Genomic DNA, 25,643 nt, shown 5'->3' on the forward strand with positions numbered 1-25,643 from the left:
GCGCTGCCTGCATCCTGGCTGCGAGAGTTCCACCAGATCCCGTTGAGGCAACTGCCCAGCAGAACCGCTGTTGGCGCAGATCATCGGTGTGCTCTTCCCGATGCGGACCGAACGCCAGGCATTACGGGCTGCCCTAGTTTTGGTTCATGTATCGGTTACCGGACGTTCCGGGTTCTGCACTCACGGACGCGGCACATCCTCTTTGCTGGCTGGTTCCTGCGCAATCTTCTCTCGCATGCGGGCGCGATCAGCAGCATCGACTTCCAGGCTCTGCTGTTCGCTCGCGTGGCGACGGTCGTACTGCAGTTCGATGAACATGGGAAAGTGATCCGAACCAATGTCCGCGAGGCGCTCGAGGCGAGCGACGCGAAAGTGCGCACTGTGGAAAAAATGATCCAGCGGCCAGCGCAGGAAGCGGTACTGCGCATGAAAGGTATTGAACATGCCGCGGCCGATGCGCGGATCGAGCAGGCCGCTGATCTTGCGAAACAATCGCGTGGTTGGCGACCAGGCAACATCGTTCAAGTCACCACTGACGATTATGGGCTCGTCGGTCTGCTTGACGCTGCGTCCAACAATCAATAACTCAACGTCGCGTTCGGTGGACTCGTCGTTTTCCGTCGGGCTCGGCGGTGCCGGATGCAGGAAGTGCATACGCACGCCTAGCTCGTCATTGACCCGTAGTCGAGCATGCATTGAGGGGATGTTGTCCTGCACCAGAAAGCTCAGCCGCTGATGTTCCAACGGCAGACGTGAGAACACGTGCATGCCGTACAGGTTGTCCAACGGACAGCGGATGCACCACGGGTAGTCAGCGCTTAGCACCTGTAATTGCTCATCCCACCACTGGTCGGTCTCAAGCGTCACCAGTACATCCGGTCGGTATTGCCTGACCAGCTCGATCAGGCGATCGGCGTGACGGTTGGGGGTGAGCACGTTGGAAGAAAGGATACGAATCCGCGGGCCGTCGTCAGTCGGGTCGGCCCAGTCCACCTCGCAGGGTACCAACGGCGTGTAGGGGCGTATCCACCAACACTGGTAGGCCAGGCAAGCCAGCGTTGCGAATGGCAGCAGCAGGTTCCAGCGGTTGGAAAAATCCAGCGATAGCAACTGAATCAGCAGCAGCCCGAACAACAGCGCGCCAAGCTGCAACTTGGGAAAATCCCAACCGCGCACCCACCAGCTTGGCTGACTCCAGTATTGAATGAGCGTGATCGCCACGAACATCATGGTCACCCCAACCAGGATGCCTTCGATCACGGCAGGCCCTCCCCACCGGGCATCGAGTTCATGGGATGTTAGGCCTTCTGGCCTTTTCCCTGCGCGCGGTCATAGACAGATGATCGGAGAGGCGGCCATCGAGCAGGCATTGGTTGACCGCCACTTCACCTGTGCCTTGCTGGGCATCGTCCGAGCCAGCTGAACAAAGCGTCGTAAGCATCTTCCCGCGGCGCAGTCCAGCCTGGCACCGGTGCGATCAGCGGCTGCGCCGAGGTGGCACGAGGCGGTCAGCATGCGCGATCAAAATAAGTATCGAGCCCGCAACGCTGCGCCTGAGTAACGGTGTAGGCACGAACATCCTCAGGCCACTCCACGGCTTTCACCACGCTCAGGCTGCGCAGCATCGGAAACAGGGTGACATCATCCCAGCGCGGCTGCTCATGTGTCGGCGTCAGGTCGGCAACCTGCGTCAGCCGCTGCAATTGCGCAGAAACCTCGCGCGCTTTGGCTTCGGTATTCTCCAGCGCCGTTTCGAAGTTGCCGATGGATTCGGTCTTCTTCTCGCGAAAATGCGCGTAAGCCGAGGGGCTGGCGAATTCCTCGAGGCCGATCTGGGTCCAGCGAGGGTAACCGAGGTATTGCAGGTTCGGCACAAACGGCTCCAGCCAATCGTGCAGTGCGGGCGTGTCCGGCTCACGGATGATCGGTTGGGCATCGAATCCGTCGAGGTATTTCGCAATCTTGACACTGTCAGCGATGGGCGTCCCGTCGTCACATACCAGCACAGGGATCTGATGTTTGCCGATCAGGTGGCTGATGGTCTGTTCGTCATCGGCTGGCAGTACTTCGCGCTCGGCTTCGATCCCTTTCAGATTCAACACCATGCGTACGCGGGCGCTGAATGGACAGTGTTCATAGTAATAGAGCTTCATCGGTCACCTCCGCGACAGGGTTAAAAAGGGGACAGGCACAGCGGGCTTCCGTTTGCTCCGGCAGTCGCAAGCCGACGAGAGGAGGACCGGCCCGGCATCGCTTGCGTCCTGCCCGATGGTCAGGAACCTGCCCGAACCGAGCCGCTCTACTGCCTAGTGCCCGACGTTTCGTGATACTCCGGCCATGCCGTCAACGCTCCGGAGGGATGAAACGTCGACAGACCATGCGACTCAGCCGATGAGGACCCTGCCCATGCCCGCGCTATCCGCCATACCCGACTGTTGCTGGACTGCCAGCGCACCCCGTAGCGACTTCCAGCCCGCGACCGGCCACAGCGAATGCGACGTTGTCGTGGTTGGCGCCGGCATCGTCGGGCTGAGCGCCGCCATGACCCTCTGCGAAGCCGGCAAGAAGGTCGTGGTGCTCGAAGCGCGTGAAATTGGCCGACAGGTCACCGGACGCTCGACAGCCAAGGTCACCACTCAGCACGCCCTAATCTACCGCCACCTGATTGACACCTTTGGCCAGGACCTGGCGCAATGCTACGCCGACGTCAATCGCGAAGCGGTGAACCGCATACGCCACTGGGTCGAGAACCTGGCGATCGACTGCGACTACCAACGCCAATCCGCCTTCGTCTATGCCTGTTCTGCAGAAGCCCGCGAAGCCATTGAGCGTGAAGCCGAGGCGGCGCATTGCCTGGGATTTGCCGCACGGGTGCTCGACCGCGCGCCGCTGCCCTTCGAGACCACGGGTGCGCTCGAGTTTCCCGACCAGGCGCAATTCAACCCGGCCAGTTATCTGGTCGGCCTGGCGGCGGCGATACAGGCTCGTGGAGGAAAGATCCATCAGCAGACCCGCGCGCATAAATTCGAGCGCAACGAGCGCTGGCAGGTGAGTTTCGATGGCGGCGCGGTGAATGCCGACCAGGTGATTCTCGCCACGCACATGCCAGTAGAGACGCCCATCGACTTGGTCAGCCCGACCCAGCCTCGCTGCCATGTGGCAATCGCCTTCCGTCCCCAGGACGACGCGCACCTCGAGGGGATGTTCATCGCCGCCGAAGACCCGACCCATTCGATTCGCATGGGCCGCGACGACCAGGGCCCGCTGCTGCTCGTGCTCGGCCCACGCTTCAACACCGGGCAGGACGGTGACGTGGCGCAGCGCTTTGTCGATCTCGAACAGTGGGCACGCAGCAACCTCCCCGTTGGCGAGGCGGTGTGGCAATGGTGCAATGAGGACTACGACACCGCAGACCGCATGGCCTATGTCGGCGAGGCGGATCCTGAGCAGGCGCCCGGGTTGTTCGTCGCCACCGGCTTCAACGCGTGGGGCATCAGCAACGGCACCGCTGCGGGCCTCGGTATCGCCCGTCAGATCATCACCGGGCGGCGCCCGTGGAAAACGCTCTACGACCCCAGGCGGCCGTCTCCGGATGACTTCAACCAGAGCGGCGAGAGCCAGTCGAAGGTCGATGATCTGGATGCGATCGGCCCTGGCGAAGGCGGCGTGATTACCCGCGGCGACGAGCAGATCGCGGTGTGGCGGGATGACTCCGGCGTGCTGCACGGCGTCTCCGCGGCCTGCACGCACATGGGCTGCAGCGTGACCTGGAACAACGCCGATCGCACCTGGGACTGCCCTTGCCACGGCTCGATCTTCCAGGCTGATGGTGAAGTGATTCACGGCCCGGCCATTCAGCCATTGGCGGCAAAGACGCTCTGAACGGCAGCGACTTACCTATAGATCAAGCGACCTGCCTGAGCGGGTCGCTTGCTGTCATGTGCGAGCGATTGGGTAAGGGGCAGCGAGCGCGGAGCCAGGGCTAGGGAATCCTTTCCCTCAGCGCTAGCTCCGACTATGGGCTTACCCTTACCGGGAATACCGCCCGACCAACTCGTCACTCGCCAGCACATGACCACGCATGGCCTCGAGCAGTTCAGCGCGACTGGCGGCGTGTGGCAGATCCAGTTGGCGATCGAGCGCGAACACTTGGAAATGGTAGTGATGAGCGGGCGCACCTTTGGGCGGGCGCGGTCCGTAATAGCCAAGGCTGCCATGATCGTTACGCCCTTGCAGCGCGCCATCGGGCATTTCCAGGGCGGCCGCACCAGGCACGCCAGACGACAGCTCAGTGGTGTCTGCCGGCAGGTTGTAGAGCAGCCAGTGGACGAAGGGTGGTTCACTCGATACGTCCGGGTCTTCCATGATCACCGCGTAGCTTTGGGTGCCGTCGGGGCCCGCTTTCCAACGCAGCGCTGGCGAAACATTGTCCTGCTCGGCCGCCTGTTCGCTGGGCAGTGTAGTGCCGTCCTGAAAAGTTGCGGACTCGAGTTGCAGCGATGAGCCCTGAGCTTCGAGGATCACCCGGCTGAGCTTCGCCAGTTTTTCCGGCTTTGCTTCAAGCTTCGACTGCGGACCTTCCAGCATGCCCACGCGCGTGCCCTCGGCATAGGTCGGTTGTCGATCAGAAGTGGCGCCATCCGCGGTCGCTTGTCCGGTATAACTGACGCGGTAGATCACCCCGTTGTCGTCGTCCGAGACCAGCAACGCGCCGTCCTTCGCTTGCGCGATGCCGGCCAGCCGCGCCGATCGTGCCCAGCCATCACCGTCCTCGACCAGAAAGCCACTGACCAGCGGCTCGAAACCGGTCGGCTTGCCGTCCTCGAAACGGATCCGCAGCACTTCATAACCCGACGGAGGGCGACGATTCCAGGAACCGCGCATGGCCACGAACGCATCGCCGCGATAGTCTTCGGGAAACTGATCGCTCGTGTAGAACGCCATTTGCATCGGCGCCGAATGCGGTACATAAAGCCCGACCGGTGCCACACTGCGCGCCGCCCATTGCTTATGTGTGAGCTTGCCGGGGGGCTGATCGGCAGGATTGATCCCATCTTCCTCGTAGATGTAGGGCCAGCCATAGTTCTTGCCCTGCTGGATCAGATTCAGCTCTTCGTGCTGAACGTTATCTCCGAGCCAGTCCATGCCGTGATCCATGCCATAAAGCGCGCCGCTGGAGGGTTCGAAACCGAAACCGATGGTGTTGCGCAGACCGCTCGCATAGATCTTCCGGCTCGAGCCATCGGGCTTGACCTGCAGCAGCGTGGCGTTCTCGGGATTGTCATCGGCGCAGGCATTGCAGGTCGAACCGACTGACAGATAGAGCTGTTTATCCGGACCGACGACCAGTGTGCGGTTGGGATGCTGCCCGGCATCGGGCAGGTCGGCAAGCAGCCGTTGCAAAGGCGCCAGGCTGCCGTCGGGCTGGATGCGGGTCTTGTAGAGTTCCTTGATGGTTACCAGATAGAGGGTATCGCCGTCGATGGCGATGCCATGGGCATTCGGGCGGTTGGCCACGATCCTGCGTTCGTCCGCGCGCCCATCGCCATCCGTGTCGCGCAGCATGAGCACGTCGCCAAGCTTGCGCCGGGTGACATACACCGTGCCGCTGTCGTGCACTGCCAACATTCGCGGGTTGACCAGATCCTCTGCAAAAATCTGGACCTCGAAGCCCGGCGGCACGTCGAGCTGTGAAACAGGGATGGTCTTCGGCTCTGGCTGAACGATATGCCCAATGATCTTCACGTCGGAGGACTTTGGGTCTTTCAATTGTGCCGGGAGGCTTTCAGCCGAGGCTGCCCCAGGTAGCAGAAACATGGCGAGAGCAAACGGGACGGAACGCATGGCGAAACCTCTATCGGAAGATGAAGTATTGTGCGGTTCATTTGCGAGTACGCTGCTGACGAACGAGTTCCACCGTTGGTCGGAAGTCACGATGCCAGCTGCCTTACTCGCCTAACCAGCCAAACGGTACGGTTAAACACAGGCGACAGCGCTGCCGCTGGATAGACGACTCGAAGGTAACGCTCGGTCCATACCGACGAACCGACCGCGCGCCCCCTGGATGTACTGGCTAGTTTTCGTTAAGCAGAAATATGCAACGCTACGTCGGCTTACGATTCCAATGCGCACCACTACAAAACAGGGCAGCCATTACCATGCGTACCATGCTCCCTCTCTTGAACGACTTGACGTTTCCCCCACTTCGTCGCGGGTCGCTTGAGGCCTTGCAAGTCAATCTCACATACCAGTGCAACCAGCGTTGTCTGCACTGCCATGTGAACGCCGGGCCGACTCGCAAGGAAGCGATGACCGACGAGAGCCTAAGCCTGCTGCATAGCGTTATCGACGCGCATCCCGTGCAGACGCTCGACCTCACCGGCGGCGCGCCTGAAATGCACCCACGCTTCCGTGAGATCGTCATCCATGCGCGACGGGAGGGCTTGAGGGTAATCGACCGCTGCAACCTGACGATCTTGAGTGAACCGGGTTATGAAGATCTCGCTGACTTCCTGGCCAATCAAGCCGTCGAGGTCACTGCCTCCCTGCCCTGCTACTCCAGGGAAAACGTGGACAAGCAGCGTGGCGATGGCGTGTTCGAGGCCAGCATTACCGGTCTACAAACACTCAATCGGCTCGGCTACGGTCGAGACGGAAGCGGCCTCGTGCTGAATCTCGTCTACAACCCGCAGGGCCCCAGCCTGCCGCCGCCCCAGAGCAAACTGGAGGCAGACTATAAAAGCCGCCTCAAGCAGGACTTCGGCATTGATTTCAACCATCTGCTGACCATCACCAACCAGCCCATTGCCCGCTTCGGCAGCATGTTGGTGAGCAAGGGGCAATTTGGCGACTACATGAAACTGCTGCGCGATAGCTACAGACCATCGAATCTTGGGGCCGTGATGTGCCGCAGTCTGATCAGTGTGGACTGGCAGGGTTATCTATATGACTGTGATTTCAATCAGATGCTGGATCTGCCAATGACCCTGCCCAACCTAATAGGGCGCGACCGACCCCACCTGCGCAACCTGCTCCAGACGGCGAGTCTTGAAGGCAATGCGATCGTCACCCGTGACCACTGCTACGCCTGCACCGCCGGGCAAGGCTCGAGCTGCAGCGGCAGCCTGATCGACTAAGGACGTCTCCATGGACTCGATCAGCTGGACCGGTTTGTTCTTCTGGGCCTTTCTGATCATCTATGGCCTGGTGATGCTGGCCTTTTCGCCACGTACGGTATCGATCGGAGGTTTCTTCGAGGGTCGGGACCGACACGGCCGCAACGTCGCGCCATGGTTACTGACCTCAAGCATCTTCATCAGCTGGATCTTCGCCAAGTCAGTGACCAACGCCGCGAACCTCGGCGCCAGTTATGGCCTGGTCGGCGGGCTGGCCTATGCCATGTACTGGCTGTCTATCCCATTGACGGGCTTCGTCATTTATCGCTTGCGTCGTCGCTTCGCGGCTACCGGCCTGGTGAATTTTCTGTCCAGCCATTACGGTCACGCAGCAGCCTTGGCGTTCACCGCGGCGATTCTCATACGCTTGTTCAACGAGGTGTGGAGCAATACCGCGGTCGTCGGCGGCTACTACGGAGCCTCTGGAAGCCCTGAGTTCATTGGCGCTGCCTTGCTGTTCACCCTTGTCACGCTCGGCTATAGCCTGCGCGGTGGCCTACGGAGCTCGATCCTTACCGATGCGGCGCAGATGGCGATCTTTATCGTTGCGCTGATCTGGGTCCTGGGCCTGGTCCTGCCGCAACACACAGCGGCGGAGCTGGGCAGTACGAGTTACTGGGCGCTCGACGCGGGCGTCGACTTGCTGCTGGTTGCGGCCCTGCAAGCGCTCAGTTATGGCTTCCACGATCCGGTGCTTACTGATCGCGGCTTCATCAGCGAAGAACGCACCATGCGCCGCGCCTTTGTGCTCGCAGGCATTCTGGGGTTTACCGCCATCCTCGCGTTCAGCCTGATCGGCGTGCATGCCCAACTGACTGGGCTTCCGGCCTCGGACAACGTCCCAGCAGCACTGGTCAAAACGATGGGCATCGGCGCGCTTCTGGTAATGACCGTAGTGATGGTCTCCGCGGCCGGCTCGACGCTGGACTCGACATTCTCCAGCCTCGCCAAACTGGTGGGTCGCGAACTGCCGCTGCTGGCCGGGCGTGACCTGGGCGCTCGCGCCATTGGCCTTGGCATGGGCGCAATGGTGTTGTTCGCCCTCCTCGGCAATCTGCCGATGATCGCCGGGACGAACATTCTCAAGGCCACCACTATCAGCGGGACAATGGTCATCGGACTGGCCCCGGTATTCGTGCTGCATGGTCTGACGACACCGACCCGACTCGGCTTCCACCTCAGTTTCTGGACCGGCCTCTGCCTTGGTATCGCCTTGACCCTCGGCTGGATACCTCAGAGCTGGAGCATAGGCGGCGGCGATTATGCCTTGCTGCTCGGCACCAACCTGTATGGGCTAGCGCTGTGTACCTTGGGCTACCTGCTACCGGGCTGGCTAAGCGGACATCGCAAACAAGCGGCGGGTTGATACCGTGACGCTGCGCTTGCCGGCGAGCTGTTCTGTGGCTGCGGCTTTCGGGAGCGAAAGCGCGAGCTGGCTTAGCGAGCGTCAGGCTGTCGTCTGCTCCAACCAGCCAAGCAGTTGGATGGCCTCTTGCTGAGTGCTCCCACAAACCGCGGGATCGGCGCGAAACTCACTGCAGACAGCAGGCCTGGATGGATGGCCGAACAGGCCACAAAGATTCAACTCGGAAAGATGCAGGCAACGCTCGCCAGCCGGTTTTCCGAACGGCATACCGGGAATTGGAGAACTGATCGAAGGGGCGATGCAGCAAGCACCGCAGCCGGGACGGCAATTCATTTCAACGATCCGAAATGAAAAACGAGGGCGGCGATCATAAAGGCTGTCTCGGCAAAAGGCACTAGCGCTACGCAGCGCCCCGTCAGATCACCTGTGCGAGAAAATGATGCGGCTAATGGATCCGGTATCGCCGATGCACAAGTGCTATTGGGACGCTGCCCTCTTGGTACCTGGAGGCACTCGCCTTCTGGCATTCCGCTTGTGTGTCCTCTCAAGGCCTGAGCGGCAGTTTGTGACAATCGCGACCTGATGACGCCATAACACCGCTTCGGCATACTGGCCGCCCTTCTATCCCTTTGAGATTTCCAAATGTTCAAGGTCAACGAGTACTTCGACGGAACCGTCAAATCCATCGCCTTCGACATGGCAGCAGGCCCAGCCACCATTGGCGTGATGGCCCCAGGCGAGTACGAATTTGGCACGAGTCAGTTGGAAGTCATGCATGTTGTCGCAGGCAGCCTCGACGTGAAGCTTCCGGGAACCGAGACCTACGAAACCTACGGTGCGGGCACCCAATTTACAGTGCCCGCCAATAGCAAGTTTCAGCTAAAGGTGACCGAGGCGACTGCTTATCTGTGTGAGTATCGCTAAGCAGCGGTTTGGCCTGAGCACGCTGTAGGCCCGTTTGCGGTGGATGGATGCAGTGCCATCCACCCAAGCCGAATCGATCTAGCTGGGAGAGTAAGCGTCAGAGGTGCACGGCTGAGGAGGCCAGGTAGGATGTTTCTAGTAATACACCGCGTGAGCTTCACTCACCGCCACTGGTGACGCTTATGGACCGCCTCACCCCAGCGATTTGTAGGCCTGGTTGACGTGCTTGGATTGATTCAAGCGCTTCAACTCCTCGGCCAATCGCTCTCGCTCCGTTCGGCCAGCCTGTTGAATCTCGTCGTACAGACGTGAAAGCCCTGCCAACTCGTCTCGAAGCTGCACATCAAGAGCATCTTCCTGACCTAGCCTCGCAACCAGAGCCCGACACTCGGCGTCCAAAACGGTGATGGCCTCCCAATCACCCGCAGCGAACGCGTCACGCAACTTGTTCGTAAGTGACGCGAACGCTTGCTTGGCTGACGACATGGCGCCCTCGGTTATAGCCTATGGTTACTGTGACTGGCTGCCAACAGGCAGAGCTATCGAGAAACATTGCTTCAAGCTTTAGGCGCGATCTGATCCCAAGCCACTTTGATCTCGCCCAGCAACCTTCCCACTTCGTTCAGCTTTTCGATGTCATTGTGCCGGCTAGCCTCGAACAGGCGCATCGTCATGTACTCGTACAGACTATCCAGATTCTCAGCCAGCTCACCGCCGATGCTCTTGTCCAACGCATCGCGCAGGCCGCCAATGATATTTATAGCCTTGCCGACCAGTACGCCTTTCTCAGCGAACGCATCGCGTTCCATGGCACCTTTGGCCTGAGCGATACGATCCAAACCGCCCTGCATCAACATCTGGATCAAGCGGTGCGGATCAGCCTCGGTCACCTGAGCCTTCACGCCAACCTGCTGGTACTGCTTCATTGCTGCCATAGCGTTCATTTTGATAAGCCCCCGGCCACTTCAGTTTGCATGTACAGCTTATCGGCCCCAGGCGCCCAAGCTTGATAGTGGAGCGCCCCAAAAAACGAAAAAACCGCCTCATCGGCGGTTCGTTGACAACGTTAGCTTTCACCTTTTCGAGTTGCCTGAAGCCCAAGGCAAATTTTCCAGGGAGGCCAAGAGGCTAGACGACGTATTGGAGAGCTGCCCCACAAGCATATCCATCGCGTTGAATTTCTTTAACAGGCGCTCCTGAAGCGAGGTGATACGTCGATCCAAATCCGCTTTTTGTTTATCGATACTGGAGATTGTTTCAGTCATCGACTTATTTCGTTGCTCAAGAATGCCACCGGTCTCGGTGTATGGCTTCAGCTTGGCATCCAACCTCGTGGCAAGCCCATTGTCTCCGGTAAACAGCCCAGCTAGCTCCTCGAAGCCGTTTTTCATCACTTTATCGAGTTTATCGCTGTCAAGTTTGAGCTTGCCGTCTTTCTGGGTGGTAACGCCGATATCCGTTAGCGCTCGAATGGCTCCCGTGCCTTGAACGTTTACCAGTTCGTTTCTAACAGTACCAAGCACCGTCCGCGCAGTCGCGTCCCCCACTAACGCTCCGGTCAACGGCGACTTGTCATCCCCCACGGCGGTAACCTTGGTTTGCGTATTGATGACCTCGATCAGCTTGTTATACGCATCGACAAAGGACTGAACCTGCTTCTTTACGCCCGCTTGATCCAGGGTGACGCCCACGGTAATGGGCTTGTCAACCTTAGTGAGGCTTTTGAGGTCGAGCGTAACGCCCTCAATGGCTTTATCTATCTTATTGGTCGCACTGGTAATGGCCAAGCCATCAATCGTGAGCTCAGCGTTGGCCGCTTTGGAAACAACTCCAGCCGAACCATCAGCGCCTGGGCCGTCGTTGCCGCCTGCAAATGCAAGCTTGGATAGATCTCCGGTAGCATCGCCACTGACTGCAACGGTAATGTCCTCATTGATGCCGGTTTTTGTGCTGCTGAGCACCAACCGGGACCCCGATGCATCAGTAACAATGGTTGCGCTTAACCCCTGATCGGCCCCTGCTTTGTTTATAGCGTCGCGGATACCGCCTAGCGTATTGTTGCTCTCATCAACAGTTATGGCCGGCAACGCTAGGTTACCAACGCTAACAGTCATAGAGCCGCTGCCAAGCTTGATAGGAGTTGCAGCGTCATCCTTAAACGCCTGAAGGGCTACCTTACTGCTAGCGGCAAGCTGAGTAACGTTAACCTGATAGCTACCAGCACCGGCAGTTACGCCAGCGGTCACAGAAAGAACATCGGCATCGGAAGATTTAGCGGCTCGGGCTTGGAATAGCTCAGGCTTATTCAGGTTACCTAAAGCGGTCTGAAATTCGCTGATCGCGCTTTTCATCGCTCCGACGGCTGTAATCTGTGTAGTGGTCTTGGATTGCAACGTGGCGAGCTGCCTCTCTTTGGGTGCGCGCTCAGCAGCGACCATGCTGGACACGATGCTTCCGATGTTGATACCGGAACCAATACCTACATCAGCCATAGCCATACCTCGTCAAAATTCTGTTGGGCTTCAGTTTGGATACAAGAACCGTACCGTCTATACCTTGGCTTCAAACATCAAACTACGCATCTCGTCCAATCGCTCGGTTAGCCGCAAAATCTCTTCAGACGGAATTTGCCTTACGACCGTACCCGAATCTCCGTCAATGACCTTCACAACCACATCACCGGTAGAATCGTCGACGCTGAAACTCAGGTCTCGCTGGATACTTTGAACCTGCGAGCGAAACCTTTCGACCACGTCGTTCATGTTTTCCAGTTGCTTTGCTTCCGTGGGCTTCTCGACCTGCTGAACCTGTTCAGACGCAGAAAACCCGGCCTCCCTTCGGAGACTGGGTGATGATGATCCAGCCGGCATTGGTGATGCGATTCCGCTCGTTACTTTCCCGACGTCCATTGATTCACCTCTCATGAATCAATGAGGGCAGAGCCAAGCCCTGCCCTCATCGTTACGCCTTCTGCTCGTTACTGCAGCAGGCTCAGGACAGCCTGCGGCAGCTGCTTGGCCTGGGCGAGGATCGCGGTACCAGCCTGTTGCAGGATCTGATTCTTACTCAGGTTGGCGGTTTCTGCAGCGAAGTCGGTGTCCTGAATACGTCCACGAGCAGCCGATACGTTTTCAGAAATATTCTGCAGGTTACCGATGGTGTTTTCGAATCGGTTCTGCACCGCACCGAGGTCAGCACGTTGCGAGTCGATCTTCTGAATCGCCTGGTCAATCACCATAACGGCGGTCTGAGAGTCCTTGACCGTATTGACATTGATTGCTGAGATCTTGGTTTCTGTAGCTGATGCCGCAGCGGTGTACGTAGCACCAGCTGTCAAGCCGGCTGGGACCCCAGTTATAGTCAAGGCTGTGAGTGCGTTTGCAGATCCATCCTTATCTAGACCAGACATGATCTTGGTGCCGCTTGATGATGTAAAGGCACCTACACCAACGTTTGCATCATTGATTGCAGTAGCAATCTGCTGAGTCGCGTCGTCGCCTGTGGTTCCACTTGCGATGGTGGTCTTTACTGTGAACGACTCACCATTGACCGTACCGGTAATGGTTACTTCGCCCGAGGCTGACGCGGTTCCGGTCGCGTTTGCAACGCTCCCCTCGAACGACTTTCCTTTCAAGGAATCAGTGCTCATCTCGTCAATCTTGACGCTAATGGTTTCGTTAGCAGCGCTACCAACCTGGAACGTGGTCGTATCGAAACTGCCATCAAGCAATTTTTTGCCACCGAAGGTAGTGGTATTCGAAATACGGTCCAGTTCTTTTTTCAGCTCGCTTACTTCAGAGTTCAGGGCCTTACGCTCCGAATCGCTGTTGGAACCGTTAGCCGATTGCAGAGCCAGATCGCGCATACGCTGCAGAAGGTTAGTCGACTGCTGGAGCGCACCTTCGGCAGTCTGTGCCATGGAGATGCCGTCGTTGGAGTTCTTAACAGCTACACCGAGGCCGTTAACCTGGCTGGTAAGACGGTTCGCGATCTGCAGACCGGCGGCGTCGTCTTTAGCGCTGTTGATCCGGCTGCCGGTCGACAAACGCTGCATGGAAGTGGTGAGCGAGTTGGAAGAGTTGTTCAGGTTGCGCTGAGTATTCAGGGAAGCAACGTTGGTGTTTACTGTCAAAGCCATGATGTTTGTCCTCCATCGGACCTAGCTTGTATTGCCTGGGTTGCGACCCTAGCCTGCAATGCTCAGGCAACCAGTGAGTTCGCATTCATCTTTTGTATCGGCGCTTCATCTCGGATCTTTAGGGCGGTTCGCCTATTTTTTTAAGCGGTCCGCTTGTATCCGACGCTGGAGCGGAGATGACACCGCCGATCCTGGATGGGTATCGACCGTTCATTGGAGAACTTGAACACAGCAAGACTTGTCCGCAGGTGCAATCAAAGGCAGAGAAATGCCGCTCCCGATGAGTACGCTGCCAACGGATGTTCAGTCGAGCGCAAGGTAGGCGCATCAACAGCATCACACGGGCTAGATCAGCGCGCCGAAGAACCGAGTAATTCAATTTTCACGGAATCCGCTCCATCCTTCGGCTGCCGATCAACATGATTGACGCAGCCTAAGAGGCTCAGGGAGCCTGAACCTCTCTTTTTATGGGTATTGAAACGGGGGTTGGTTCACGCCTCGGTCCACGCTTTGAGCCATTCATCAAGCGGCCGGCCGCTCAGTAGCCAGTCACGACGAACAACTGCTCGAAGGTCGCTGCCGAGGCGGACGGCTGCTTCGCGTTCGGCAATGTGGCTGCGTATGGCATCAACCCATTCAGAGAAACGATTCTTCACCCGCGTGACCGGCAGCGTGCCGCGGTACGGTTCGATATCGGTACACACCACAGGATAGCCGCAGGCGCCGTATTCAAGTAATTTCAGGTTACTTTTGCATGTATTGAATACGTTGTGCTCCAACGGCGCGATGGCCAAGTCCAAGTCCAATGCCGCAAGCGTGGAAGCGTAATGTTCGATACTGACCCCCTTATGCCACTCCTTGACATAAGGTCGAAGCGATTCTGGGCACATTCCGAAAAATACCCAGTCAACTTCTTTAGAAAGCTCTTTGACTACATCGGCAATTAGCGCCAGATCACCGGTGTGGCTAGATCCCCCCGCCCAACCAACCCTCATGCGTGTTCGAGGCGTGCGTGTGCGCTCAAGGCTTCCCCATATATCGGCGGGGAGGCGATTCGGCATGACCACGATATCGGAATGAAAGCCGCTGAACGCGTCAGCCAGCGGTTCAGTAGAAACGACGAAGCGGTCAACGAAGCCGAGCCCTTGTCGAAGCGACCGAACAATATCTCTCGGCATTTGCGCCCGGTGCTCGCTCTTGACTGGGAGATTCGGGAGATAGTCGTCGAGCTCATATACCTTGAAGGCGCGTGAAAAAGCTCGAATTCTCCGCATCGCTTCAATACGGTCAGCCCCTATCTGTCGCTGGAGAATAATCGCGTCTGGCTCGTAGCGCTCCAGATCCGTTGGGTGCATCAGACCTACCGATACGGCCCCCTCAGCCAAACCTTCGCTTTGCATCGCACGGAAAGGATAGACCATCCTATAGTGGCCACAGCCGAACATGTCGCCAGGATGGACAAGGAGGTTTGGCAACGGCTTCCAAGAGGAGGTCGGACGCCACGATAGCGCATTATCCGCCAGCTTGAATCCGCCAGGCTTGACCAGGGAGAAGTTGCGGTTGTATGCCGGGTCGCGCGCCAGAACCGGAAGCCAACGGCTATAAAGTGCGTCCTGCTCGGTCGAGCTCAACGGCTGATCGGAACCATCTTTCAGAACGCTGACGTGTGGCGTCCAGACATTGACATAGCCTGCCTGCCTAGCTTTTAGGCAGAGATCCAGTTCGGCCCATCTCTCGGCGATATCCGACTCATCCAGGCCACCCAATTCTAGAAATTTCTCGCGAGCGATCATCAAGCAAGCGCCACTGACCGCGCTGTAGTTCTGATCAACCTCAAGGCGATTCATGTAACCCGAAGCGTCCAGCATCTCTCCTATGAACGGAGAGCAGGCGGGGCCTTGCAAACCAAGCACGAAGCCGGCGTGTTGGATTTCTCCAGCCGAGCTGACCATCTTGACGCCTACGGCGCCTACTTCAGGTCTTTGAGCATGATTCAACATCGAGGTGAGCCAATCCTCCATGACAACCGCCGTATCGGCAGCGATGAACAGTAAATGGTCCCCTCGTGCTTGCTGAGCCGCGTAGTTTTGCGATGCCCGTAAGCCTTTAGCCGCGCAGTCGTCCAGCACTCGCACGTTGGCTTCGCCCATCGCTTTCAAGCTGTCGAGCCAAGCTACCATTTCATCGCCCTGCTCTTTTCTAGCAAAAAGCAACAGCTCATAAGGGACATCTCGTGTCATTTCCAGAATGCTTTCTATGCACCGCTGAAACGCGGCCAAAGGTGCAATAGCAGGAATAACGATCGAGACGCCTGGCGCTGTGGCATGCCCGTATTGCAGCCGATAACGTCCCGGCAGGAACGGGACGACCTCTGCCTGCGCATACCCCCTGGCATTCAGGTGTTTCCTGATAGCCCTTATTTCATCGTCGCTGTTCTTCAGTTGGAGCACAGTCGTAATCAGTACCGGCTCGGACACATGCCCAAGTCCGTCCAGGCCACCCTGTTCGATAAGGCGCAACACCAATTCAAACTCGAGTGCATCTGGGTATGCATGATCGAATCCGCCGGCAGCAGTAAATACGTCGCGTCTAAAGAACCAGTGGCGGCCCATGCTGGCGGGAAAACTCAGCAGCAAATCGAGATTGAGATCTGGTCGCAAGATGGGCAGCAGCTCACCGGTAGAGGTAGTTTGAATCTCGTCGGTATAAATGGCCCGGCAATCTGGCACAGCGACGAGTTCAAGTGCAGCAATTAATAGACCGCTTGCTGTAAAACACTCCCCGGCTTTCACCAACAAGCACCAATCACAGTCCAGCTGCGCAGCGACCTGATTAAGCGACGCTATGTAGTTTTCCAGCGTTACCGGGTTAAGCACATCGCCAGCAGGCGCATCACCGCCGAAATCACCGATAGTCAGCACCTTTGCTTCGATGTGCCGATACCTTTGCTGCTCGCCTCGCAGACTGGCTAGCGTCTGCGTGACCGCCTCAACGTCACCCTGTAGATCAAGCACCAGAACACCAATGCGTGGTCCACCCTGGTTGTTCTCGAGATGCTCTTCGATCAACCGTTGCTGCAAAGGATCTGGCAGACGCGCCTTGAGCCAGGTTCGAACGATATCCCCAGGAGTTGCGTTGGGCATCTGTCCGAGCTGAGTTAACTTGGACGCACGTTGGCTTTTGATACTGGCATCGTTCAGATCCGGATGCCGCGAGTAAAGCTCACGGTACAGCGCTGGGTAATCTTTAAAAGCATGCAAAGAACGACGGTCGGGCGCGGCGTCGCCGACTCGCATGCGCACCTGCACCGTTTCCCGAGGCACATGGTGGAAAGGAAGCCTGGTCGCCAGTCGCAGCAAGAAATCCCAGTCCTCTAATCCCGACAACGTCTCGTCGAATTCGCCGACCTCAGCCGCCACTGCACGTGGCCAGGCAAATGTATTGACGGGTATATAGTTGTCGACGAACAAGCGTTCACGTGAATATTCACCATGCGGATACCGCCGCTCCTCATGAAGGGAGTGGCGTATGCCGTTTTCGATTCTTTCAGCCACGAACGTCGCGTCGGTGTAGACCACCTCGCCCGGATGAGCCTGCAGTGCGTCAGCCAGCGTCTGGAGATGATCCGGCAGGAAAATGTCGTCGTCGTCCAAATACACCACGTACCGCCCGCGAGCCACGCGATGTGCCGCGTTTCGTGCGGCTGCTGGCCCTCGGTTCCGACCTTGACGAATATAGGTGATGCAATAGGGGAAGCGCGCCAAAAATGCCTCTACTTCCTCACCATGATCGTTGACCAGAATGGCTTCAAAATCCCTGAAATGTTGCTTTTCAAGGCTTGCAAGTGCATCCAACAGAAGTTGAGGGCGATTGAAGGTGGTCAGTACGACGCTGAAGAACGGCTCGTAGCGGCTACCAGATAGGCGTTCAAGCTCCTTTATCCGGTCTTGATCGCCGACGCCCAGCGCTTGCGCGCGATAGGCGGCACGCAGCGCCTGAGCCGGCTCGCCCAGCTCCTGATGGATATGCGACACGCGCCATAGAGCCGCACCCTGCCCTTGCGAATCATCATTCAGGTCAGGGAATAGCCGGCTGGGGGGGTAACGCTCAACCATGTCTTGCGCGACCTTGGCTTCGAAAGCACGGGTCTTGGCGCTGGACAGACTTTCGCCGTGCTGACGCCAGTGGCAGAGGATGTTGTTAACCTTCTTGAAGCGGGCACCATCGGCAAGCCGAGTCCACATATGGAAATCATGGCAGCGGACAAAGGCGACGTCGTAACCACCGTAGCGTTGGTATAGCGACCGACGCACAGCCGTGCCAGGATTGGGCAGGCAGTTGCCACGGATCAACCGTGGCAACAGCGCCTCGCCATAGAAATCCGGATATTCGGTACGCCACAATTTATCTGGACGGGTGTCGTCGAATATCTCCAAGTCGCCGTAATAGACATCGGCGTCCGGGCAGGCCTGGATGGTCCTGCGCAGCGCGGCCAGTGCGCCCGGCGCTTGCCGATCGTCGCTGTCAATCCAGACGATGAACTCGCCCCGCGCAGCATCGATCCCCGTGTTCCGTGCGGCCGCGCCGCCACCGTGTTGGTTGCGCAACAGCCGCAGTCGCGGATCGTTGATCTCACCTACGATATCCAGCGAACGGTCGGTCGATCCATCGTCTACAACGATCAGCTCAAAATCCGGGTCACCCTGCGCCAGCACCGATTCGATCGCCTCTTTCACGTAGCGCTCGCGGTTGTACATGGGCATGACCACGCTGAAGAACGGAGACTTTGAGGGCAGTTCCGGCCTTGGCATACACACCACCGCTCGAGAATGCCGGCCTTGCGAGAGATGTCGCTCAATCAGCAACGCGAGACTGATGGCTTGCCGTTTGTGAGCATCATGCCCCCACGTCCCCAGCGCCACCGTTTTATTGATTAGTCGTTGTGCAACCGAAAGGGGTACAAACTCAACGCCTGAGCCATCAAGGGCACTTACTTCAGCTCCCTGCTCCCGAAGCAATTTGTAAAGAGGGCTCGATGGATTCATGAAAACATGCGCCCCAGACAACAGTGCAGAGGATATATTACCCACCGCCTGCTGCCGAGCGTGGTTCATGAAGACATAGCCGCAGGAGGAGAGAGTATCGAAGTATGACCCTCTATCCATATATCCCATCAGAGGCTGAAAAGCATTGCCGAAAAGCTCGACACCTGCATCGACGACATACTGCCGATAGTTCATATCCCCGTAGCTGAGCGGCACTACGATGCGCCGCCCAGAAGAGCTCAGGCTTTCATGCAGAAATCTGAATACATCAAGATGGTTGTTTTCTGGAGACGCGCTGTTTCCTACTAAGATATCGTTGCCTGAACTGGAGCCATTATCCTCGGCATGGCCGTAGCCCCAAGGCCAGAACAATTTTGGCCGGAACCACGCATGATGCTGCTTGATTAGCTGGTACTCAGTATCCAGACACGCGAAATAGTCGACCCTGTTAAGCAAGTCACGTAGAGTTTGCGGAACGTCACGCTTGCATGCCATGCCAGGAAAACTCTCTCCATAAAGGTCTCTCAGCAGCGAGCGGGTTGCAGGCTGGAAGCGCCCCTGCGGAAAGGCATCACTCAGCAAGAGATCGTAGTAGTCATATCCCCAGCCAAGCCACACCACCAACTTATCAGAGGGTAGCTCTTTCAAAAGCTCCAGGCAGTCGGCGGTAAGCGAATGGATTATGACGGCAGCGCATCCCGCAGAACATACTTCCGCGCGCGCCTCTGTCGAGGAAACAAACTCAACATCTGGATACTTTATATAGGAGAGTTGCCGCGGCGGCCCGAACACGAAAACGCGGCTGGGCGCCGGAAGAAGGCTGAAATCATCCAACACCATGTCGATGAACTTATCATCCGGAGTGAAATGACAAACATACTTAGAGTTGGAATCCATAGTTACAGCCATCCAAATCACGGGTAGACGGTGAGCTTATGAACAGCCTGCAGAGCGCGCTCAATTATATAGCCCTGTTGTTGATCTGTAAGCTCGTAATAAATAGGCATCCGCACCAATGTATCCGAAAACCGGACACTATTTGGAAGAGCACGATCGCCATGCTGCTTTCCGTAATAAGGACTCAGGTGCAGTGGTTGATAGTGGAAAACGGCAAGAATGCCTTCCTGTTTCAAGGCATTGATTAAGGCAGTGCGTGTCTCTATATCAGGCATTAGCAAATAATACATATGGGCATTATTACAACCCCACTGCGGGATCGTGGGAAGCCCGATGCCTCGCTGAGGAAACGAAGAGAACGCGGTATTGTATCGCTGCCAAATGGCGATACGCTTAGCCTGTATAGCATCTATGACCTCGACCTGCGCATAGAGATAAGCGGCAATAATGTCCGAAGGCAGATATGAGGATCCAACGTCTACCCAGTTATATTTGTCTATCTCGCCACGGAAGAAAGCGCTTCTGTTTGTTCCCTTTTCACGTATGACTTCAGCACGCTGACTAAAACGGTCGTCATTGATGGCAAGCATGCCACCCTCACCAGAAATAATATTCTTTGTCTCGTGAAAAGAGAAAGTTGCCAACGCACCGATGGTCCCCAGAGGCCGGCCATTAAAGGTCGCCTCGACGGCATGAGCGGCGTCTTCGATTACGACGATGCCATGACGCTCTGCAAGGGCCATGATGCTCGTCATATCGCAGGCAACGCCAGCATAATGTACGACGATAATAGCGCGCGTTCTGGCCGTTATGAGACGTTCGATTTCATAGACCGATATGTTCGGATTGTCATCACAGGAGTCGGCGAAAACCAAGCGAGCGCCATGCATGGCAAACGCATTTGCCGTTGAAACGAAGGTGAAGGATGGTAGGATAACTTCATCCCCCTCCTTGATATCCAATAGCAAGGCACACATCTCAAGTGCGTCGGTACAGGACGTCGTAAGCAGCGCCTTCTTAATACCATAACGCTCTTCGAAGAATTTATGGCAGCGACGAGTGAACGAGCCGTCGCCTGCAATTTTACCCGAGGCTACAGCCTCGGCGATGTAAACCAGTTCCCGACCATGCAGATAAGGCTTATTGAAAGGAATCATTATCTTGCACCTCCCGAAGAAAGGCCTGTTCGAGATCCAGCAAGCGCCGGCTTCTTTCTTTTATTCTCCGAGCGGGGTTTCCCACATATATTCCCCACGGAGTAGTGCTATTGTTGACCAACGTCATGGCACCTATCGAGCAACCTTCCGCAATATGTACGCCTGGAAAAATTACAGAGCCCGCCCCGACTATTACATGGCGCCCCAAGCAAACTGCCGCCTTGAACTCATTTTTATAGACTGCTGGCACAGTTGGATTAGTCAGGCTATGACCTGAATAATCATCCGACTGAGAAAAAACTTGAACAAAGTAAGCCAAGCCTGAAAAATCACCCAGCGTAATGCCTTTTTCACCACCAGCTACCAGGCAATGAGGAGCCACGTGAACGTTGCGCCCGATTTTCACGACACCGGAAACAACGCAGAAGTCGTCAATCCTAGAGTCATGGCCGATTTCTATTTGGTCGGCATTGTAAATACTGGCCCGGTCGCTAACTCGAACATTGCGACCTACAGACTTGAATCCCAAAGCTCTGATCTGTTCTTCAGCAAGATATCCCATGCCAGCTCCGATTAGCCCTGTGAGGGCAACTCCCGCTTCCTTTATGTGAAAAGCGCTCAGCCACTCGCTTCATCGCCCTAAATGGAAGACGGTAATTGAGACGATCTCGGCCATCCAATAGCCAAATGTTTGAAGTGACCTACGACCGTGGGTCAGTCAGCAGTCTAGTGTTGGCGGTACGCCAGAGACACGAGCGTTAGAGCGTACCCGCTAAGGCAGAGGTCATGCCTCGCTACCTTCTACTCAAGCTACCAGCAAAATATCTACCACACCCTTTCGCTTCCTGTGACCGAGACCAGTGCATCAGCTGTCAATTTCTCGTCGATTATTATTGTAGAGCAATGGCCATGCCACACCAGCGCTGCAGGTTCCGTACCCTAGCACCTTGACTTTGCATCTATCGGATCAGATACACCAGAGCATTCTTAATATTGAAGTACGTCACCCGCCAAGACCAAGCGTCTTCGGGAAACTACTAGGTCACCTCAGAATTAAATTCTGACCTGGCTATCATCCGATTACACCTACCAGCTTCAGATGGAGAAATAACCTCCACCTGGGCCAAGTGCGCGGACGTCCGCCCGTCAGGGCTGACTAGGGGCCGCAGATGTCGATGTACACATCAACTGAGTGGCTGTTATTGGTATCGCAAGCGCAGCCTTGCGGCGGCCTCAGAACACTGCAAACGCTTTACATCAGCCCTGGGGCCGGAGCTTATCTGGCGTCCTGTCAGCCGAAGCGCAACATTTCAGCAGCCCAAAGACAAACCCCCGACCTTCGTTAGAAGATCGGGGGTTTGGTGTAGAAGCTTGACGATGACCTACTCTCACATGGGGAAGCCCCACACTACCATCGGCGATGCGTCGTTTCACTTCTGAGTTCGGGATGGGATCAGGTGGTTCCAACGCTCTATGGTCGTCAAGCAATTCGGTTGGGGATTCGGTGTTGAGTCGCTTCCCCTAATTAGGTATGTGATGGTGTTGCTTTGTACGGTTCGCTTTGCGAGCGTTGCGTCTTTTCGGTTTGTTGTCGACTTCGACCGTCTGACACACAAACATCAAATTGTTTGGGTGTTATATGGTCAAGCCTCACGGGCAATTAGTATGGGTTAGCTCAACGCCTCACAACGCTTACACACCCCACCTATCAACGTCGTAGTCTTCGACGGCCCTTCAGGGAGCTCAAGGCTCCAGTGAGATCTCATCTTGAGGCAAGTTTCCCGCTTAGATGCTTTCAGCGGTTATCTCTTCCGAACATAGCTACCCGGCAATGCCACTGGCGTGACAACCGGAACACCAGAGGTTCGTCCACTCCGGTCCTCTCGTACTAGGAGCAGCCCCTCTCAAATCTCAAACGTCCACGGCAGATAGGGACCGAACTGTCTCACGACGTTCTAAACCCAGCTCGCGTACCACTTTAAATGGCGAACAGCCATACCCTTGGGACCGGCTTCAGCCCCAGGATGTGATGAGCCGACATCGAGGTGCCAAACACCGCCGTCGATATGAACTCTTGGGCGGTATCAGCCTGTTATCCCCGGAGTACCTTTTATCCGTTGAGCGATGGCCCTTCCATACAGAACCACCGGATCACTAAGACCTACTTTCGTACCTGCTCGACGTGTCTGTCTCGCAGTCAAGCGCGCTTTTGCCTTTATACTCTACGACCGATTTCCGACCGGTCTGAGCGCACCTTCGTACTCCTCCGTTACTCTTTAGGAGGAGACCGCCCCAGTCAAACTACCCACCATACACTGTCCTCGATCCGGATAACGGACCAGAGTTAGAACCTCAAAGTTGCCAGGGTGGTATTTCAAGGATGGCTCCACGCGAACTGGCGTCCACGCTTCAAAGCCTCCCACCTATCCTACACAAGCAAATTCAAAGTCCAGTGCAAAGCTATAGTAAAGGTTCACGGGGTCTTTCCGTCTAGCCGCGGATACACTGCATCTTCACAGCGATTTCAATTTCACTGAGTCTCGGGTGGAGACAGCGCCGCCATCGTTACGCCATTCGTGCAGGTCGGAACTTACCCGACAAGGAATTTCGCTACCTTAGGACCGTTATAGTTACGGCCGCCGTTTACCGGGGCTTCGATCAAGAGCTTCGCTTGCGCTAACCCCATCAATTAACCTTCCGGCACCGGGCAGGCGTCACACCCTATACGTCCACTTTCGTGTTTGCAGAGTGCTGTGTTTTTAATAAACAGTCGCAGCGGCCTGGTATCTTCGACCGGCATGAGCTTACGGGGTAAACCCTTCACCCTCACCGGCGCACCTTCTCCCGAAGTTACGGTGCCATTTTGCCTAGTTCCTTCACCCGAGTTCTCTCAAGCGCCTTGGTATTCTCTACCCAACCACCTGTGTCGGTTTGGGGTACGGTTCCTAGTTACCTGAAGCTTAGAGGCTTTTCCTGGAAGCATGGCATCAACCACTTCTCCTTCTAAAAGAAGGATCGTCATCAGTTCTCGGCATTAAGACCCCGGATTTACCTAAGATCTCTGCCTACCACCTTAAACTTGGACAACCAACGCCAAGCTGGCCTAGCCTTCTCCGTCCCCCCATCGCAGTAACTAGAAGTACGGGAATATTAACCCGTTTCCCATCGACTACGCTCTTCAGCCTCGCCTTAGGGACCGACTCACCCTGCGTCGATTAACGTTGCGCAGGAACCCTTGGTCTTTCGGCGTGCGAGTTTTTCACTCGCATTGTCGTTACTCATGTCAGCATTCGCACTTCTGATACCTCCAGCAAGCTTCTCAACTCACCTTCACAGGCTTACAGAACGCTCCTCTACCGCTCATCTTACGATGAACCCGTAGCTTCGGTACCTGGTTTGAGCCCCGTTACATCTTCCGCGCAGGCCGACTCGACTAGTGAGCTATTACGCTTTCTTTAAAGGGTGGCTGCTTCTAAGCCAACCTCCTAGCTGTCTAAGCCTTCCCACATCGTTTCCCACTTAACCAGGATTTTGGGACCTTAGCTGACGGTCTGGGTTGTTTCCCTTTTCACGACGGACGTTAGCACCCGCCGTGTGTCTCCCGTGCTGACACTTGCTGGTATTCGGAGTTTGCATCGGTTTGGTAAGTCGGGATGACCCCCTAGCCGAAACAGTGCTCTACCCCCAGCAGTGATACACGAGGCGCTACCTAAATAGCTTTCGAGGAGAACCAGCTATCTCCGAGCTTGATTAGCCTTTCACTCCGATCCACAGGTCATCCGCTAACTTTTCAACGGTAGTCGGTTCGGTCCTCCAGTTAGTGTTACCCAACCTTCAACCTGCCCATGGATAGATCGCCCGGTTTCGGGTCTATTCCCAGCGACTAGACGCCCTATTAAGACTCGCTTTCGCTACGCCTCCCCTATTCGGTTAAGCTCGCCACTGAAAATAAGTCGCTGACCCATTATACAAAAGGTACGCAGTCACCTAACAAAGTAGGCTCCCACTGCTTGTACGCATACGGTTTCAGGTTCTATTTCACTCCCCTCTCCGGGGTTCTTTTCGCCTTTCCCTCACGGTACTGGTTCACTATCGGTCAGTCAGTAGTATTTAGCCTTGGAGGATGGTCCCCCCATATTCAGACAAAGTTTCTCGTGCTCCGTCCTACTCGATTTCACTTCTAAGATCCTTTCGCGTACAGGGCTATCACCCACTATGGCCGCACTTTCCAGAGCGTTCCGCTAAAATCAAAGAAGCTTAAGGGCTAGTCCCCGTTCGCTCGCCACTACTAAGGGAATCTCGGTTGATTTCTTTTCCTCAGGGTACTTAGATGTTTCAGTTCCCCTGGTTCGCCTCACACACCTATATATTCAATGTGTGATAACCATCTTATGATGGCTGGGTTCCCCCATTCAGAGATCTCCGGATCAAAGTCTGTTTGCCGACTCCCCGAAGCTTTTCGCAGGCTACCACGTCTTTCATCGCCTCTGACTGCCAAGGCATCCACCGTATGCGCTTCTTCACTTGACCATATAACCCCAAGCAATCTGGTTATTGTCTATAACGTGAAGACGACATTCGCCGAAAATCCGCAACCTTGCTCTGTCGAGCAACTCGCAAATTTTACCTTGACTTGAATAATCACCAGTGAAAGTAATTACCCAAATCTACTTCTATCACATACCCAAATTTTTAAAGAACGGTTACTGGCGCAAAGACCAGAAATCAATACACTCAACTGAGTCTATTCATTTCTGTGCTTTCAGCGATTATCGAGTTAATGGTGGAGCCAAGCGGGATCGAACCGCTGACCTCCTGCGTGCAAGGCAGGCGCTCTCCCAGCTGAGCTATGGCCCCATCTACAGATCGGCCACATCCCATGACAATTGGTGGGTCTGGGCAGATTCGAACTGCCGACCTCACCCTTATCAGGGGTGCGCT

General features: G+C 56.2%; 16 protein-coding genes, 2 tRNA genes and 2 rRNA genes (1 of these 20 running past the window's edge). 4 read left to right on the forward strand and 16 right to left on the reverse strand.

The genetic code is table 11. The features are described 5' to 3' along the window. Positions 1 to 180 precede the first annotated feature (180 nt). Together JQR87_RS11555 and grxB are read right to left on the reverse strand one after the other, a co-directional pair. On the reverse strand, positions 181 to 1,260 hold the full coding sequence (locus JQR87_RS11555; RefSeq protein WP_407297052.1) for an endonuclease/exonuclease/phosphatase family protein: 1,080 nt from the start codon (positions 1,258 to 1,260) through the stop codon (positions 181 to 183). 248 nt (positions 1,261 to 1,508) lie between these two features. After that, positions 1,509 to 2,153, reverse strand: a complete 645-nt coding sequence (gene grxB / locus JQR87_RS11560) for a glutaredoxin 2 (RefSeq protein ID WP_407297050.1) — start codon at positions 2,151 to 2,153, stop codon at positions 1,509 to 1,511. Positions 2,154 to 2,406: 253 nt separating this feature from the next. On the opposite strand from grxB, the gene JQR87_RS11565 reads away from it, so the two are divergent. Further along, entirely contained in the window at positions 2,407 to 3,882 is a 1,476-nt protein-coding gene (locus tag JQR87_RS11565; protein ID WP_407297048.1) for an FAD-dependent oxidoreductase, read from the forward strand. A 147-nt stretch (positions 3,883 to 4,029) separates the two neighbouring features. Here JQR87_RS11565 and JQR87_RS11570 read toward each other — a convergent pair whose 3' ends face one another. Then, the gene (locus JQR87_RS11570) at positions 4,030 to 5,844 is read right to left on the reverse strand and encodes a YbhB/YbcL family Raf kinase inhibitor-like protein (RefSeq protein ID WP_407297046.1); all 1,815 of its coding nucleotides are present in this window, start codon (positions 5,842 to 5,844) and stop codon (positions 4,030 to 4,032) included. 323 nt (positions 5,845 to 6,167) lie between these two features. Between JQR87_RS11570 and arsS the strand changes: the two genes are divergently transcribed. Together arsS and JQR87_RS11580 are read left to right on the forward strand one after the other, a co-directional pair. Then, positions 6,168 to 7,136 (forward strand): arsenosugar biosynthesis radical SAM (seleno)protein ArsS, encoded by a 969-nt coding sequence (arsS, locus tag JQR87_RS11575; RefSeq protein WP_407297044.1) that lies wholly within the window; start codon positions 6,168 to 6,170, stop codon positions 7,134 to 7,136. A 10-nt stretch (positions 7,137 to 7,146) separates the two neighbouring features. Next, positions 7,147 to 8,541: a sodium:solute symporter gene (locus tag JQR87_RS11580; RefSeq protein WP_407297042.1), complete on the forward strand. Its 1,395-nt coding sequence runs from the start codon at positions 7,147 to 7,149 to the stop codon at positions 8,539 to 8,541. Positions 8,542 to 8,622: 81 nt separating this feature from the next. Here the strand turns inward: JQR87_RS11580 and JQR87_RS11585 are convergent, their stop codons facing one another. Continuing rightward, complete coding sequence (locus JQR87_RS11585; RefSeq protein WP_407297040.1) at positions 8,623 to 8,874, reverse strand: YkgJ family cysteine cluster protein; 252 nt, start codon at positions 8,872 to 8,874, stop codon at positions 8,623 to 8,625. A 309-nt stretch (positions 8,875 to 9,183) separates the two neighbouring features. Here JQR87_RS11585 and JQR87_RS11590 point away from each other — a divergent pair, with 309 nt between their 5' ends. After that, on the forward strand, positions 9,184 to 9,465 hold the full coding sequence (locus JQR87_RS11590) for a pyrimidine/purine nucleoside phosphorylase (protein ID WP_407297038.1): 282 nt from the start codon (positions 9,184 to 9,186) through the stop codon (positions 9,463 to 9,465). A gap of 192 nt (positions 9,466 to 9,657) precedes the next feature. On the opposite strand, the gene JQR87_RS11595 is transcribed toward JQR87_RS11590, so the two are convergent. From JQR87_RS11595 to JQR87_RS11650, 12 genes are all read right to left on the reverse strand, one after another. After that, the gene (locus tag JQR87_RS11595) at positions 9,658 to 9,951 is read right to left on the reverse strand and encodes a flagellar protein FliT (protein ID WP_407297036.1); all 294 of its coding nucleotides are present in this window, start codon (positions 9,949 to 9,951) and stop codon (positions 9,658 to 9,660) included. A gap of 71 nt (positions 9,952 to 10,022) precedes the next feature. Next, the gene (gene fliS, locus JQR87_RS11600; RefSeq protein WP_407297034.1) at positions 10,023 to 10,409 is read right to left on the reverse strand and encodes a flagellar export chaperone FliS; all 387 of its coding nucleotides are present in this window, start codon (positions 10,407 to 10,409) and stop codon (positions 10,023 to 10,025) included. A 129-nt stretch (positions 10,410 to 10,538) separates the two neighbouring features. Beyond that, positions 10,539 to 11,957 carry a flagellar filament capping protein FliD gene (fliD, locus tag JQR87_RS11605; protein WP_407297032.1) on the reverse strand — a complete coding sequence of 473 codons (1,419 nt, stop codon included), beginning with the start codon at positions 11,955 to 11,957 and terminating at the stop codon, positions 10,539 to 10,541. A 57-nt stretch (positions 11,958 to 12,014) separates the two neighbouring features. Then, on the reverse strand, positions 12,015 to 12,374 hold the full coding sequence (locus JQR87_RS11610; RefSeq protein ID WP_407297030.1) for a flagellar protein FlaG: 360 nt from the start codon (positions 12,372 to 12,374) through the stop codon (positions 12,015 to 12,017). Positions 12,375 to 12,442: 68 nt separating this feature from the next. Further along, the gene (locus JQR87_RS11615; protein ID WP_407297028.1) at positions 12,443 to 13,603 is read right to left on the reverse strand and encodes a flagellin; all 1,161 of its coding nucleotides are present in this window, start codon (positions 13,601 to 13,603) and stop codon (positions 12,443 to 12,445) included. Positions 13,604 to 14,094: 491 nt separating this feature from the next. After that, on the reverse strand, positions 14,095 to 19,545 hold the full coding sequence (locus JQR87_RS11620; protein WP_407297026.1) for a TDP-N-acetylfucosamine:lipid II N-acetylfucosaminyltransferase: 5,451 nt from the start codon (positions 19,543 to 19,545) through the stop codon (positions 14,095 to 14,097). A gap of 17 nt (positions 19,546 to 19,562) precedes the next feature. After that, positions 19,563 to 20,702 (reverse strand): dTDP-4-amino-4,6-dideoxygalactose transaminase, encoded by a 1,140-nt coding sequence (gene rffA, locus JQR87_RS11625; RefSeq protein ID WP_407297024.1) that lies wholly within the window; start codon positions 20,700 to 20,702, stop codon positions 19,563 to 19,565. Continuing rightward, the gene (locus JQR87_RS11630) at positions 20,686 to 21,264 is read right to left on the reverse strand and encodes an acyltransferase (protein WP_407297022.1); all 579 of its coding nucleotides are present in this window, start codon (positions 21,262 to 21,264) and stop codon (positions 20,686 to 20,688) included. Before JQR87_RS11630 ends, rffA begins: the two co-directional genes overlap by 17 nt. A gap of 807 nt (positions 21,265 to 22,071) precedes the next feature. After that, positions 22,072 to 22,187 (reverse strand): 5S ribosomal RNA (rrf, locus tag JQR87_RS11635). 154 nt (positions 22,188 to 22,341) lie between these two features. Beyond that, positions 22,342 to 25,232: ribosomal RNA gene (locus JQR87_RS11640) — 23S ribosomal RNA — on the reverse strand. A gap of 251 nt (positions 25,233 to 25,483) precedes the next feature. Further along, positions 25,484 to 25,559 (reverse strand) — tRNA-Ala (locus JQR87_RS11645). A 30-nt stretch (positions 25,560 to 25,589) separates the two neighbouring features. Beyond that, a tRNA-Ile gene (locus tag JQR87_RS11650) sits at positions 25,590 to 25,643 on the reverse strand (it continues 23 nt past the right edge of the window).

The organism is Stutzerimonas stutzeri (assembly GCF_051028275.1).
Lineage (GTDB): Bacteria > Pseudomonadota > Gammaproteobacteria > Pseudomonadales > Pseudomonadaceae > Stutzerimonas > Stutzerimonas stutzeri_AS.

Excerpts from the sequence above, each read along its gene's own strand:
- grxB (WP_407297050.1), bottom strand. The coding sequence starts at position 2,153 with ATGAAGCTCTATTACTATGAACACTGTCCATTCAGCGCCCGCGTACGC.
- JQR87_RS11565 (WP_407297048.1), top strand. The coding sequence starts at position 2,407 with ATGCCCGCGCTATCCGCCATACCCGACTGTTGCTGGACTGCCAGCGCA.
- JQR87_RS11570 (WP_407297046.1), bottom strand. The coding sequence starts at position 5,844 with ATGCGTTCCGTCCCGTTTGCTCTCGCCATGTTTCTGCTACCTGGGGCA.
- arsS (WP_407297044.1), top strand. The coding sequence starts at position 6,168 with ATGCTCCCTCTCTTGAACGACTTGACGTTTCCCCCACTTCGTCGCGGG.
- JQR87_RS11580 (WP_407297042.1), top strand. The coding sequence starts at position 7,147 with ATGGACTCGATCAGCTGGACCGGTTTGTTCTTCTGGGCCTTTCTGATC.
- JQR87_RS11585 (WP_407297040.1), bottom strand. The coding sequence starts at position 8,874 with ATGAATTGCCGTCCCGGCTGCGGTGCTTGCTGCATCGCCCCTTCGATC.
- JQR87_RS11590 (WP_407297038.1), top strand. The coding sequence starts at position 9,184 with ATGTTCAAGGTCAACGAGTACTTCGACGGAACCGTCAAATCCATCGCC.
- JQR87_RS11595 (WP_407297036.1), bottom strand. The coding sequence starts at position 9,951 with ATGTCGTCAGCCAAGCAAGCGTTCGCGTCACTTACGAACAAGTTGCGT.
- fliS (WP_407297034.1), bottom strand. The coding sequence starts at position 10,409 with ATGAACGCTATGGCAGCAATGAAGCAGTACCAGCAGGTTGGCGTGAAG.
- fliD (WP_407297032.1), bottom strand. The coding sequence starts at position 11,957 with ATGGCTGATGTAGGTATTGGTTCCGGTATCAACATCGGAAGCATCGTG.
- JQR87_RS11610 (WP_407297030.1), bottom strand. The coding sequence starts at position 12,374 with ATGGACGTCGGGAAAGTAACGAGCGGAATCGCATCACCAATGCCGGCT.
- JQR87_RS11615 (WP_407297028.1), bottom strand. The coding sequence starts at position 13,603 with ATGGCTTTGACAGTAAACACCAACGTTGCTTCCCTGAATACTCAGCGC.
- JQR87_RS11620 (WP_407297026.1), bottom strand. The coding sequence starts at position 19,545 with ATGGATTCCAACTCTAAGTATGTTTGTCATTTCACTCCGGATGATAAG.
- rffA (WP_407297024.1), bottom strand. The coding sequence starts at position 20,702 with ATGATTCCTTTCAATAAGCCTTATCTGCATGGTCGGGAACTGGTTTAC.
- JQR87_RS11630 (WP_407297022.1), bottom strand. The coding sequence starts at position 21,264 with ATGGGATATCTTGCTGAAGAACAGATCAGAGCTTTGGGATTCAAGTCT.